The organism is Aeromonas allosaccharophila, from assembly GCF_000819685.1.
In the GTDB taxonomy this organism is placed as follows: domain Bacteria; phylum Pseudomonadota; class Gammaproteobacteria; order Enterobacterales; family Aeromonadaceae; genus Aeromonas; species Aeromonas allosaccharophila.
The window spans coordinates 54,901-67,682 of the sequence record NZ_CDBR01000105.1; the positions used below are offsets into that span (position 1 = coordinate 54,901).

The 12,782-nt window shown below is 58.5% G+C and carries 15 protein-coding genes, 1 tRNA gene and 1 other annotated feature; of the genes, 9 read left to right on the plus strand and 7 right to left on the minus strand.

Annotation, left to right across the window (positions count from 1 at the left end):
• Entirely contained in the window at positions 1-336 is a 336-nt protein-coding gene (locus BN1115_RS18830; RefSeq protein ID WP_042658366.1) for a hypothetical protein, read from the minus strand.
• 207 nt (positions 337-543) lie between these two features.
• Here BN1115_RS18830 and BN1115_RS18835 point away from each other — a divergent pair, with 207 nt between their 5' ends.
• Complete coding sequence (locus tag BN1115_RS18835; RefSeq protein ID WP_042658367.1) at positions 544-894, plus strand: helix-turn-helix domain-containing protein; 351 nt, start codon at positions 544-546, stop codon at positions 892-894.
• Here BN1115_RS18835 and BN1115_RS18840 read toward each other — a convergent pair whose 3' ends face one another.
• From BN1115_RS18840 to BN1115_RS18860, 5 genes are all read right to left on the minus strand, one after another.
• The gene (locus BN1115_RS18840) at positions 895-1,887 is read right to left on the minus strand and encodes a recombination directionality factor (RefSeq protein WP_042658368.1); all 993 of its coding nucleotides are present in this window, start codon (positions 1,885-1,887) and stop codon (positions 895-897) included.
• Positions 1,884-2,873: a YqaJ viral recombinase family nuclease gene (locus BN1115_RS18845; RefSeq protein ID WP_042658369.1), complete on the minus strand. Its 990-nt coding sequence runs from the start codon at positions 2,871-2,873 to the stop codon at positions 1,884-1,886. The genes BN1115_RS18840 and BN1115_RS18845 overlap by 4 nt, the downstream gene beginning before the upstream one ends.
• A 94-nt stretch (positions 2,874-2,967) precedes the next feature.
• Positions 2,968-3,918 carry a DUF932 domain-containing protein gene (locus tag BN1115_RS18850; protein ID WP_042658370.1) on the minus strand — a complete coding sequence of 317 codons (951 nt, stop codon included), beginning with the start codon at positions 3,916-3,918 and terminating at the stop codon, positions 2,968-2,970.
• A gap of 233 nt (positions 3,919-4,151) precedes the next feature.
• Positions 4,152-4,228, minus strand: a tRNA-Arg gene (locus BN1115_RS18855).
• Positions 4,229-4,278: 50 nt separating this feature from the next.
• Complete coding sequence (locus BN1115_RS18860; RefSeq protein ID WP_042658371.1) at positions 4,279-5,433, minus strand: flagellar assembly protein FlgT; 1,155 nt, start codon at positions 5,431-5,433, stop codon at positions 4,279-4,281.
• 207 nt (positions 5,434-5,640) lie between these two features.
• On the opposite strand from BN1115_RS18860, the gene BN1115_RS18865 reads away from it, so the two are divergent.
• A complete protein-coding gene (locus BN1115_RS18865; protein ID WP_042058296.1) occupies positions 5,641-6,261 on the plus strand; it encodes a FlgO family outer membrane protein in 621 nt (206 codons plus the stop codon).
• A gap of 10 nt (positions 6,262-6,271) precedes the next feature.
• On the plus strand, positions 6,272-6,697 hold the full coding sequence (locus BN1115_RS18870) for an LPP20 family lipoprotein (protein WP_005349622.1): 426 nt from the start codon (positions 6,272-6,274) through the stop codon (positions 6,695-6,697).
• Positions 6,698-6,774: 77 nt separating this feature from the next.
• Here the strand turns inward: BN1115_RS18870 and pheA are convergent, their stop codons facing one another.
• Entirely contained in the window at positions 6,775-7,947 is a 1,173-nt protein-coding gene (gene pheA / locus BN1115_RS18875) for a prephenate dehydratase (RefSeq protein ID WP_005343631.1), read from the minus strand.
• A 38-nt stretch (positions 7,948-7,985) separates the two neighbouring features.
• Positions 7,986-8,107 (minus strand) — a sequence feature (Phe leader region).
• 171 nt (positions 8,108-8,278) lie between these two features.
• Here pheA and BN1115_RS18880 point away from each other — a divergent pair.
• The 6 genes from BN1115_RS18880 (at position 8,279) to BN1115_RS18905 (ending at position 12,747) form a co-directional block, all read left to right on the plus strand.
• Positions 8,279-8,890 (plus strand): HAD family hydrolase, encoded by a 612-nt coding sequence (locus BN1115_RS18880; RefSeq protein ID WP_042658372.1) that lies wholly within the window; start codon positions 8,279-8,281, stop codon positions 8,888-8,890.
• Between the two features lie 18 nt (positions 8,891-8,908).
• Positions 8,909-9,187 (plus strand): DUF6482 family protein, encoded by a 279-nt coding sequence (locus BN1115_RS18885; RefSeq protein ID WP_042658373.1) that lies wholly within the window; start codon positions 8,909-8,911, stop codon positions 9,185-9,187.
• Positions 9,188-9,266: 79 nt separating this feature from the next.
• Positions 9,267-10,103 (plus strand): adenine nucleotide alpha-hydrolase family protein, encoded by an 837-nt coding sequence (locus tag BN1115_RS18890; RefSeq protein ID WP_042058310.1) that lies wholly within the window; start codon positions 9,267-9,269, stop codon positions 10,101-10,103.
• A 103-nt stretch (positions 10,104-10,206) separates the two neighbouring features.
• A complete protein-coding gene (locus BN1115_RS18895) occupies positions 10,207-10,779 on the plus strand; it encodes a DUF3157 family protein (RefSeq protein WP_042658374.1) in 573 nt (190 codons plus the stop codon).
• A gap of 189 nt (positions 10,780-10,968) precedes the next feature.
• Positions 10,969-11,619, plus strand: coding sequence for an outer membrane beta-barrel protein (locus tag BN1115_RS18900; protein ID WP_042658375.1), 651 nt, complete (start codon positions 10,969-10,971; stop codon positions 11,617-11,619).
• Positions 11,620-11,799: 180 nt separating this feature from the next.
• Positions 11,800-12,747: a YbgA family protein gene (locus BN1115_RS18905; RefSeq protein WP_042658376.1), complete on the plus strand. Its 948-nt coding sequence runs from the start codon at positions 11,800-11,802 to the stop codon at positions 12,745-12,747.
• The last annotated feature ends 35 nt before the right edge of the window (positions 12,748-12,782 follow it).

Here is a 12,782-nt window from a genome sequence, read left to right on the forward strand (position 1 = left end):
TTATTTTTTGTAAAGCACGCTGAGTGAGTTATCCACCAAGTGCTTGACGATTTCATAGTCTGGATTGTAAGTGGCGAGATTATGTGCCGCGATGGTGACGGCAGATGCGATCCCGGCTAGACCGGTAATACCGCCAAAGACGCTGGCCCCTGCTGCGGCGATCCGGCCCTTGGTATAGACCCGGCATTTCAGTCCGGCTGGTTCGATGCTGTTTTCAAGTTTTGTCACAGCGGCGCTCATTCGCCCCGATAGCCCCACGACTTCGAAAGATTTTCGTGCACGGATCAGTGAGGCCAGCTTGTCAGTACCTAGATCTTCATAAGTCAGTCTTTCCATGTTTTGTTTCCTTGGTCGTGTAGTAAAAGTGTCTTATGGAGCCCACCTGTTGCGAGTTGGTCACGATGGTGTATTGGTTGAGGGCCTCGCATCTGTGTCAAATCAGCATCAATTGCCGTTTGTGGACTCATTAAGTCTTTAGTCTACCTTTTGAGTCCTTATCGTCAATGGGTCCATGGTCAACCATAGAGGTTGACTGGAGGACCCATGACAGATATCAACCTTGAGCTGTTAGCCAAGAGCGTTGGCAAGGCGATTAGCCACAAGCGTACTCAAGCCGGATTCACGCAAGAGCATGTGGCTGAACACCTCAATATCGGGATGGAAGCCATCTCTCGAATGGAGCGAGGAATTGTGGTGCCGACCGTGGTGCGGCTGGCGGAGCTCGCTCAACTGTTTGGTTGTGAGCTGGCCGACTTTCTGCGTGAGACCAGTAACCGCCCGACCGAGCAGGGCATTGTGCTGAGCCAGCAACTGGCTCGGCTCGATGATGCAGACCGAACCCTGTTGCTGGAAACGGTAGAACGGTTGGTGGAGCGGTTGGCGCGTCCCCGCTGATCATCCGCCATTCACTGGGGAAGGGGATGGGCTCCCTTTCCCCAATTTGTTGGTGAGCGGACTCCTTCTTGGTTGTGGCCTCTGTGGTGTTCTGGTTGCTTGGCTCTGCGGTGCGGCATGCGAGGTTGTCGCCTCTACACCAGCGTTACCATTCGCCGTCTCGTCGCAGTTGGCTTCGGGATAGAACTCCTCCAACAGCATCGGCACCTCTTCATCGATATCCTCAAACTGGCCGTTACGCAGCAACTCACGAGCGGCCTGCTCCATCCGGTCGATGGCCAAGCCTGCCTCTTGGTCACGCTGGGCGGCCTCCTGCGCCAGCCTGACCGCCTCTGTCAGATTGGTCTCTTCCCGCAAGGTCAAATCTACGTAGTAGACCGGTGTGCGGTAGGACTGGGTAGTGCTCTTGGCCCGCAGCCGCAGGGTGAGCGGCAGATAGCGGGTATGGCCCCCACTCACTGCCTCCAGGTACTTGAGCCGCGCTGCCAGGGTGCGCACCGAGTTGTAGCCGGTGGTGCGGAAGATAAAGCTGCCCAGCTCATCCCCTTGCCCCTCCACAAAAAGGTTCAGTCGCCCGTACAGCTTGCAGTCCTGTTGCCCGGCAAAGGCACAGCGCTCTGGTCCAGAGCAGCTGACCTCCTCCATGCCTTGCGCCCCCACACGTCTTGCCACCTCCCCATTGCCGACACACAGCTGCCTGCCGGTTTGCCGGTCAAACGCGCTATATTCCGCCCGCAGATTCAAGTCGCTGTCGTTGAACAGCACTCGCACCGGAATAGCGCGGATCTTGGTCTGCTCCTGCCCTTGGCCACTTTTCTGCGATGAGTAGTGTTGGTGCAAGGGATGGATCAACCATCCCCCCTTTTGTTGTACCTGGGTGGTGAGGGTGAAGCTGTCGTCCTTCTCCGGTACCCACTTATCCTGTTTTTGCACCAGCTTGCCGATGCAGATCCGCCCGATCACGGGCGGCGTAATCGCCAGTCCTTTGATCATGGTGTTTGCCTCAAGGGTTGAATGGTGAAACGGCGCACGCCGGGCACCGGTTTGACGTAGCGGGTGAGCAGGTCGGGATGATCCTGACCGAGCTTATCCAGATCCGGTGCCAGCCGGTCTTTACTGCGCTTCCAGGTGATCTTGCCATCGGCAAACAACCCGGCTGTCGCGTCACCCAAAGTGGCTTGCAACCGCTGCTTGAGCTGCGACTCCTGCAGCTCGACGGCGTCCTTTTGCTCGCGCAATCGCAGCAGCTCGCCAAACAGCTGGTTGAACTCGGGGGAATCGGAGAGATCCACCGTCTGGCCATCGTCATGCGGAAACAGCCAGCTCAGGGCATTGGCGGCATCACTGGAGCCATCAGGCTCTGGCTGCTGGTCTTGTTGCACCATCTGCCAGAACTGCGCTTCCCGCTCGGTGAGATCTTGGATCTTCTCCTCATCGCGCTCGATGCGGTAAATCCGAAAATCCTGGCCGCCGATGAGCACTGCCACCTCAGCCCAGGCATGGCCAGTGACGGCCAGCTGATGCAGCACCTGACACTGGTAAGCCACCGGCACTCCTTCCTCCCACAGGGGGGCGCTGTGATAGCTGGCGGTCTTGATCTCCAGAATGCCCGGTCCATCAGGATGGCCTACTACCTCCCGGTCGAGGTTGGCGAGCATGAAGGGTTGCTCGGGGTGTTGCAGCACTGCATTGACCCGGCGAACACGAAAGCCAGTGCGTTTGGCATAGACCTGCGCCAAGACCGGTTCCAGCTCGATGCCCCACAGCACCGCTTCCTTGTGGGAGATATCTTCCGGCTCCTTGCGACCGGTCTTTTCCAGCCACAGGCTGAGCGGACATTTGTAGGGGGAGAGCCCCACTGCCACGGCGGCATCGGAGGAGCCAATGCCGAGTTTGCGGATAGCGAGCCACTGCTCGCGGGTTAAATGGGTAGTGGAGGCCAGCCGCAGGGCTTGGCCGTATTTGGCTTTTGATTTCATGACGACTCCTTTTTGACGGCATAAATGGCAACGCCCGGATTGGCATGCGCCAGTCCGGGTGAGTTCGTTATGCGGTTTGAATGGGGAAGAGGAATTACTGCAGCAGAGTGAGTGCCTGATTCAGGGCTTGGGATTTGAGTTGGGCACCCTGACCAAACCAGGCGGAATCGAGCCGGTGATCCTGGCTGCGGGCACGGCGATGGTGATCCACGTATTCGGTGACCGCATTGACCAACCCCCAGGCGGTATTGCGGGAGCTGGCAAGCTCTGAGCCCATGCCTGCGCCCTGATAGAGCTCATGCAGCCGTTGTACCGGCTTGGTGAGGATGATGTTCTCCTCATCCAGCGGTTGCGCCAACAGGGCGCTGAAAAAGCGTAGTGCCTCTTCGGGGGCCACGGGCCGCTGTGCCAGTGCCTTGGTCTGTGCCTTGAACTCATCCCAATGGGAGAGTCCCAGCCCGAGGGACTCTTTGACCGCTGCCGCGTCGAACTGAGTGGAGTGGGGCACCTTGATGGCACCGGTAGCACCGCGCAGTGCCATCTGCAGGGTGTTGTTGCAGACTACTCGCAGCGAGGTGAACTGCGCCGTGGTGCAGAGTGTGCCGTCGCAGCTGGTTGCCAGCAGCAGATAGGACTTTACCAAGTCATTGCCTTTGAGTTTTAGGTCCTGGCCGGTCTTAGCCAGTGCCCACAGCTTGCGGCCTCCTTTGAGCGAGCCCGCGGTCTCCAGCTCAAAACCACCGGCTTCCACTAGGTCTTGATAGAAGTGCAGCACCTCGTGAGGCTGTACCACGTTATAGCGACGAGAGACGACGGATAGAGGCTCCAGATTATCAGAGCGGTACAAAACCTTGCTGTCTGAATAAGGGCGAATATGGAGTGCATCGGAGACGACGTTAAACATTACGTCACTCTGCTCAATAGTCCAATTCATCCCGGCAGCCTGTAGCCAGATATCTAGGGACTGTTGCGGGGGCAAAACATTGCCAAGGCCATGCCAAGGGGTTTGGCCGGTATAGGCCATGGTGTCGATTAGGTGAGCCATATCTCCTCCAAGAATTGTGAAATGCAGACATCAGCCTGCTAACTCATGGGGGTGATGTAGGTTTGAAAGATTATTGAATAGGATTCATTTGCCATTAAATGCTCATTATTTCAAGGGGCGTTACAGCATAATGGTGTTGTGCAATGAACTGCGCTGGAGGGGTACGGAGAGGGGTACGAGGCCAAAACGACCAAGGGGTTAGCACCATTATGATGCTAACCCCTTGTTTTGTATGGCGCTCCCGACTGGAGTCGAACCAGTGGCCTGTCCCTTAGGAGGGGACCGCTCTATCCTACTGAGCTACGGGAGCTGTGTGGCGGGCATTATACAAGAAGCAACTCCCTTTTAAACCCTTGATTCTTATTCCAATACTGCCAAATCCCCATTCTGGATGTTAAACGGCGAATATTTGTTCTGACTGCTGATGATGGCGCCATCGTCGAAGACCTGTACCACCTCGAACAGGCCGTCGGCCGGGTTGCGCATCATGCGCGACTTGCCGTAGGGGTCGATGAAGTCGGCGTTGTGCTGGATGCGGAACTGATCGCCAAGCTTGACGCCGTTGCGCCGGCCGAGATTGATGTAGGGGCCGCGTTCGTTTTGGCCGACCACCCGGGCGGTGACCGGGGCGCAGGTGAGCTGGGCCACCAGATCCTGAGCGGCTTGTTGCAACTGGTAGTTGACCTCTTGGCCATAGCTTGACTGCCAGAACTGGCCGCTGCTGCTGCCTACCTGATCCCGCTTGCCAAAGGTCCAGGTGGCACGTCCTTCGTAAACCTTACGGTTGATCAGACTGCCGTTGATGCCGTCGAACAGGTAGAGCTGCATGCGAAAGTTGCGCACCGGATCCTCATACCAGCTGGTCAGCTGGTTGCCCTGCGGCTCGATGGAGAGATCGTCGATGCTGCCGAGCACCAGATACTGGCTGTCGGTACGCAGGCTGAGCGCCTTGATCTCCTCGAGGGCGCTGCGATCCCCCTGTTGCAGATGGAGCGGATCGATGCGCAGGTTTTCATCCAGCCACTGGCGCACCGCGACCCCTTGCGGGGCGTTGGCGAGGGTTTCGAACAGTCGGCGCGAGAGGTTTTCCGGCATGTCGTCCATAGCGCCATAGCTGGCCTGATCCGGATAGCGCATCCGCAGCCTGACCAGTGTCAAATCCTTGGCGAAGTGCTGGGTCTGGCAGATCTGGCGCTCAGCCTGAATATCGGCCACCAGGGTGATGTACATGCGGCCGTTGCGCACCTCTTCCCGCTTGAGCCGGTACTGGCGAATATCGCCGCCGGAGCGGATCTGGATCTGCTCGGAGCGCAGGCTGCCATTTTCCAGACGCTGGACGCTGGAAACCGCTGCGCCGCTTGCCAGCAGGGCCTGACGCAGGGCATCGCGGGTTGCCTGCTCGCGGGCATAGACTTCATCGCCCCCCAGAATGGCGGCGCTGCCCTGTGCTTCGATAAGCTCGGCGCGGGCGCTCAGGCTGGCCAGCAGCAGGGTTAACAGCAGCGGTAATTTCATAACAGATACCTTGAGTTGGCGGGCAGCCGCGCCATTTTTGAGGAAATGGCGCCCGCTGGCCGACATGGATCACAACACTTGCCGGGTGGCAGCGCACGCTGGCGCTGACAATGACCATTAAAAAGCAAGAATCATGCCTCATTCCCGGCTCAAGCTTTGTCCGGCGCGTCCGATAATAAGTCAGGTGCAGATACAGGAAAGGTATCCATGAACAAACTCATCACGGCGTTGGCGCTCGCCCTGGCATTGGCCGGATGCGGCTCCGACCCTATCAATCGGGATCAGGGTGACCCCCGCCAGGCGGCGCAGGGGATGGAGCTCAACTGGCTGGTGGCGCGCATGACCGATCAGCTGATGGAGCGCAAATCGCTGACCACCCTGACCGAACCCATAGCAGTGGCTTCCTTTGTCGATCTCGATACCCTGCAGGATACCAACTGGATGGGGCAACAGATTGAAGAGAGCTTTATCTACGAGCTGAACCGCCGCGGCGAGGTGGTGGTGGACTTCAAGCTGACCGGCAGCATCAAGGTGACGCCGCAGGGGGATTTCGTGCTGAGCCGCAACTACAAGGATCTCTCTTCCCGTTTGCCTATCTCTCGCATTCTGGTCGGCACTTTCAGCCGCAACAGCAAGGGGATCCTGGTCAACGCCCGTGTTATCGACATGCGCACCAAGATGGTGGAGACCACGGCCCAGAGCCTGATCCCGCAACAATATCTGTTCGGTGCCAACAACTCGTTTGGCCGGGCATCGATCAATCGCGGTTATCTGATGCGTGACAGTCAGGCCAGACCGGGTGGCCATCTGGTCAACCTGACCCCATGAGGAGCGAATCATGAAAATCCTGTTTGGTTGCCTGTTGGCACTCTTGCTCACCGGTTGCAGCTACAACCGGGTGGTGGATTACACCCAGGGTGGCAAGCCCGATGATTTTCCGGTGCTCAAGGCGGTGGGGTATGCGGTGATCGACATCCAGCCCGGCCCCTCCCAGTCTGAGAAGATGCTGCAAGCCATTCGCGCCTCCAAGATGGATGCCTATCGCGAGCTGGCCGAGCAGCTCAATGGCCAGCAGGTGCGCGGCCAGAGCAGCTACCGCGATCTGACCCAGACCTCCAACTCGCTGGATGTGTCGGTGGCGGGTGTGGTGCGCGGTGCTCGGGTGGTTGCCTCCTATCCGCGCGGCAACACCTATGCCACCGAGATGGAGCTCGATACCCGCGCCCTCTACAACATCAACCAGCTGATGGCCGGTCAGTTCTGAGTTGATGGGCCTGCCATGAAAACAGGCATCAAAACAAAAGGCGAGCAGGGTGCTCGCCTTTTGTCGTTCTGGGCTGGTTAGCTCCCCATCAGTACCGGCGGCACTGCGGTGGGTTTCACATCCTCACTCGGGTAGCAGCCAAGCACCTTGATATAGCGGGTGATCTTGGTCAGCTCCACCAATGCGGCCTGCATCGCCGGGGTCTGCAGGTTGGCGGAGACATCGAGATAGAACATCTCTTCCCACGGGTTGCCCTGCACCGGACGGGACTCCAGCTTGGTCATGTTGATCTCGTGGCTACGCAGTACCAGCAGCGCCTCGACCAGCGAACCCGGCTTCTGGGAGGTAGACATGATGAGGGTGGTCTTGGCCGGGATCTGCGGCGCCACGTCGATGGGCTTGCGCGCCACCACGATAAAGCGGCTGTAGTTCTCTTTCTGGTTGGCGAGCTGCTCGGCTAGCACATCCAAACCATACAGTTCGCCACCGGCGGCGCTGCCGATGGCCGCGGCCTCCGGGCTGGCCAGTTCCTTCACCTTCATCATGGCGCTGGAGGAGGAGTCGCAGATCTCGTGACGCGCCCCTTCCAGCTTGCTCAGGTAGTGGGAGCACTGCTGGAACACCTGCGGGTGGGCATAGAAGGTCTTGATACGGCTCAGCTCGGTCGGCACGGCGGTGAGGATACAGTGCTCGATGGGGTAGGTGAGCTCGCCAACGATGGAGAGGCTGGTGTGCTGCATCACGTCATAGACTTCGTTGATGGAGCCCGAGCTGGTGTTTTCGATGGGCAGCACGCCAAAGGCGGCGCGGCCCGACTCCACCGCATCCAGCACTTCGCGGAAATTCTGGCAGTTCACCTCGATCACCTGATCCTTGTAGCGCGCCAGATATTTGCGGGCGGCAAGGCTGGAGTAGGAACCGCGCGGCCCCAGATAGGCGACGCTGGTCATCGGCTCCTGCTGCTCCGGGTTGAGCAGGCTCTGTAGATAAGCCTGCTGGGAGAGTACCGAGTCCTCGATGATGGTGTGGTAGATGCGGGTGATGTACTGGGCATCCAGCCCCAGCACGCGCCCTTTCTGGATCAGGGCGACCAGCAGCTCCTGCTCCCGCTGGTGGTCACGGATGGGGCGCGGGTTGGCCTGTTTGGCACGGGCCACCTCGATGCTGAGGGTCTTGCGTTTCGCCAGCAGGGCAAGCAGCTCCTGATCCAACCGGGTGATGTCTTGTCTGATCTCGTCGAGCGTTGCCATGATTGTTCCCTATCCAAGTAATCGATTGATATTAATGCAAAAAAAAGCCTCCGCTAGGGGAGGCTCGATTCGTCTTTGCTTTCTGCTCACACGACGACAGGCCTTCCCTCAAGCGGGCCGGATAAACGAGAAAGCAAAGAAGAATGTTGGCTGCATGGTCAAAATCCTGATGGTAACGCCCTAACCATTAAGGGATTTGCCGGTCTGATGCAAGTAAAACTTGCCCGCGGGCGGGGATGGGGGCAGGGTATCCGGTTAAGAAAATGGCGTGTGAATGATGTTCTGTTGACGCTGTTTTGACGACTGAAACGCAGTGGGGGAGGTAAAGACGATGGCGATTATTTTCGATCTGGGACGGGTGGTGGTGAGCTGGGATCCGGTCGGCATAGTGCGTTCGGTGCGTGGCTCGCAAGGAGCCGAACAGCTGGCGGAACAGCTCTTTAACCACCCGGACTGGCTGGAGGTGGACAGAGGCACCATGTCGCTCAACACCATGGCCCGCGAAGCGCAAGCGCGCACCGGCCTCACGGCGGCGGAGAATCTGGCCATTTTGCAGGCGGTGCCCGCCTCCCTGCAGCCAGATCCCGCTATGCTAACCCTGATAGCCGAGCTGCACGGGGCGGGGCACACCCTGTATGCCCTCTCCAACATGGGCCATGCCAGCATCGACTGGCTGGAGCAGCATCAGGATTTCTGGCGCTTCTTCAGCGGCAAGGTGGTCTCGGCGCGGGTGCGGATGATGAAGCCGGAGCCGGATATCTATCGCTATCTGCTGGTGTCGTTCGATCTGAAACCGGCAGAGTGCCTCTTCATCGATGACAGTCCCGCCAACATTGCGGCCGCCGAGGCCCTCGGCATCAGGGGGATCGTCTTCACCAACGCGGCAAGTTGCCGCCAGCAGTTGGGTGAGTTGGGCTGTTTGCCCACCACCGGCAAGGGGTGATGCCCCTGTGGGAGCACTATGGAGCATGGCCGGTTTCGCAACTGGTTGAGTCACTATCCCGAGGCGACCCTGATCATCGCCTGCAAGGATGGCAGCGGATATCAGCTCTGCATCGAGGCGGAAGGGGAGTGCCTCTGTCTGACCGACAGCGAGGGAGGGCGCCTGACCTTCATCTCGCTGGAGCAGGCACAGGGTTTCTTGCGGGCCCATCAGGTTTGTCAGGCCAGATTGCGAATTTATGACGCCCAAAATGAAGATTTAGCGGCAGAATCACAGGAAATAATCATCAAGTTTTAATTTTAACCGGACTCTGTAAGGGTCTATTCAGCTTGTTTCCCGCACAATGCTGCACCTGTTCATCATTCGGAGCTGTTTAATGGGTGCCAATGTTGTTGTACTGAATCAGGGATATGATCACTCTTTTCAAGCCAGGGAACAGCTGCTGATTGAGCGACTGGCCAGTTTTGACGAGCTGATTGTCTCTTTTTCGGGACGGTTGGAATCCTGCTACAGCATCGATCTGTGCCGTGCCAGCGGCGTCAAGATCCGCGCCATCACCCTCGATAACCCGACCCGCAGCCGCAGCGAAGTGGCTCGAGCCCGCCGTTATTGCCAGCGTTATGGCATCGAGCACTGGATCGTCAAGAGCGACGAGATCGTCTTCTGTGATCGCCTGCCAAATATGGAAGGGCTGATCGACCCGGTTCGCCGCATTGGTGAGCATGTGCAGAGCCGTCCCGAGTGGGCACACCTGCCCTTGCTGATCCCCGCGGCAGTAGAGGAGCGGGATGACTATCTGGCTCAGTTTGGTTCTCTGCCTGCCAATACCATCTGGTTTTTTGCCGACAACGGGGTGATGAGCCGCGATTTTCGCTATGGCTTCAACAAGCGTCAGCTCGGCCGCTGGGGCAAGGGGAGCAACGGTTGCCTGAGCAATCGCTTCACCAATCCACGGCTGCTCAAACAGCGCTATCTGCGGATGGTGGATCAGGCCGAGCAGATACTGGCCGACATGGGGCTGGATGAGGCGCAGGTCTTTTTCCATACCCTGTGCGACTGTTCCACTACCCTGGCCCGAGTGCGTCTGCCCGAGCATCAGCGTGCGCAGGCCTTTGATATGCAATCGGATATTTTGTCTGCTCTCAAGGGAACCGAGTTCGATCTGGTGACTCTGGATATGGCGCAGAAAGAGCGGCACGATCTCGCCATCTAGCTTGCGGGAGGATCGGGGGGCAAGAACGTGAGTGCTGTCATAGGCAAGGGGTAACGGGACTGTTTATACTGTCGCCCTTTCATCCGTTACCGAGCTTCGCCCTATGAAACCCTTGTCCCGTCTGCTGGTTGCCCTGTGTCTCACTCCCGTGCTGGCACAGGCGGCTCCTCTCTCTCAGGTGACGCTGCCCGATGGCCGGCAGGTTCAACTCAACGATGACTTCACCTGGGAGTATCTGGTGGTCAAACCGGCAGAACCCGTGCAGGGCGTTGCTGCCGAGGGGAACGCGGGGGCCGTGGTGGCGGTCGCTGCCCCGGTGCTGACCGATCAGGCCAAGGCCAATCCGGACCTGCTCGCCCAGATGGCGCGCGACGGTGTGCTGGTCAAGCTGGACAAAATCGAGGGATCTGACCCGCTGGCGCTGACCTTTATGGTGAGCAATACCGGTAGCCGCAATGTGGTCGGGGTGCGTGGCATGGTGACCCTGTTTAGTGCTGACGGGGTGCAGCTGAGCCGTCAGGAGGCCCGCTTCTGGGTCGCCGAGAACCGCCTGCCGGAGACCTATCTGCGCAAGGGGCAAGTCCGTCCATCGCTCGCCCTCGAGATCCCCCGTCCTGCCGGATTGAGCGGTCAGCCGCTGGTGCGGGTCGATATTGACGAGGTGGTCTTCCGCTGATTTTTCGCGGATCCGGCCCATGCAAACCGTGTGGGCCGGCAACTTGTTGCCGCTGTCACCCCCAGCAATATCTGCTTACATCTGACATGGTTTTGCAACAGCTTGCCGCTCGGCAAGCAGGGAACCTCGCCGCACAATGACTCCATACCAGCTCGCTAGCAACGGGCCCAATCACATGGAGTTATCATCATGAAAAAAGCAACTATCTCTCTTCTGGTTCTGGCCGGGTTTGCCTCTACTTCTGCCATGGCGCAGGATGCCTTCAGCTACGCCAAGGGCGGCCTGACCTGGGCACACACCAAATCCGACTATCTGAGCCACAACAAGATTCTGTTCCCCCGTGATGCCAGCAGTGAGGGGACTCGCGATTTTGGTGGTGTGACGCTGGATCTCTCCAAATCGTTCGCCAACAACTTCTACGGCCGTCTGCTCTCCGAGGGCACCTCTGCCCAGCACGGCAATGACAGCATGGGGATTGGCAGCCTGGGTATCGGTGTCTTCACTCCGCTCAGTACCGGCCTGAATCTCTACGGTGAAACCGGTCTGATGGGCTACACCATGGAGCGCGAGCAGGGCTATGACCTCAAGGGTTGGGATATTGTCACCCGCAAGAGCGACGGCAGCATGTACGGTGAAGTGGGTCTGCGCTACGACATCGGCGATATCGAGCTCTCCACCGCCTATCGCTACGCCAACATGACCGACGATATGCACGACTTCAAGGTGGGCGGTGCCTACAAGCTCAACCAGAACTGGGCGCTGACTGCCGATTACACCTATCGTAACTGGGATCTGCAAAAAGGCTCCATCTCCAGCCTGGGTGTGAAGTACAGCTTCTAATCCCCCTTCCTGTAGTCCGTAGTGTCTTGATTTTTGCCCATGGCGTTCGCCATGGGTTTTTTCGTTTTGCGGTGATCCCTTTCTTCTCCTTGTGTCGTATCAGTCCGCAATAGTTATACAACTTCCATTTATTTGTATAACTGCTATAACTGAATCAAGACTTATACAAGGGGTGATGTCATGTACAAGATTAAAGTCGGTATCAGTGCCTGCCTGCTGGGCCAAGAGGTGCGTTTCGATGGGGGCCATAAGCGCTCCAGCTTCTGCGAACGGGATCTTGGCGCTCACTTTGACTATCACCCCGTCTGTCCCGAGATGGCCATTGGCCTCGGGGCGCCCCGCGCCGCTATCCGGCTGGTCAAGCGCAACGGCGAAATCCGCGCCGAGGCGAGCAATGGCAGCTTCGATGTCACCGAAAAGCTGATTGCCTTCAGCGAGCAGAAAGCCCGCCAGCTCGACTTTATCTCCGGCTATATCCTCTGCGCCAAATCCCCCAGCTGCGGCATGGAGCGGGTCAAGGTCTATGGTGCCAACAATGAGGGGAGCGCCAAGGAGGGGATCGGCCTGTTTGCCAAGGCGCTGATGGAAGCCAATCCCTTGCTGCCGGTAGAGGAAGATGGCCGCCTGTGCGATCCCATATTGCGCGAGAACTTCGTGTTGCGGGTCTTCGCCTATCACGACTGGCAGCAGCTCTGTGCCCGTGGTATCACTGCCTCTGCGCTGATCCGCTTCCACTCCCGCTACAAGTATCTGGTGCTCTCCCACGCCACTACCCATTACCGAGCGCTCGGCAAGCTGCTCGGCAACGTGGGCAAAGCCGCCAACCTGCAGGAGGTGGCCGACAACTACATCAAGGGATTGATGACGGCGCTGACCCTGCGGGCCAACCGCCGCAGCCATACCAATGTGCTGATGCACCTGCAGGGCTACTTCAAGCGGGTGCTGACCCCGGCCCAGAAGCAGGAGCTGGCCGATACCATCGACAAGTACCGCACCGGCATCTTCCCATTACTGGTGCCGCTCACCCTGATCCGCCACTACCTGCGCGAGTACCCCAATCCCTATCTCGCCGAGCAGGTGTACCTCAATCCCCATCCCGATACGCTCAAATTGCGTTACGGGCTCTGAATCCGTTCTGTTGCCCCGGCGCATGGCTTGCGCCG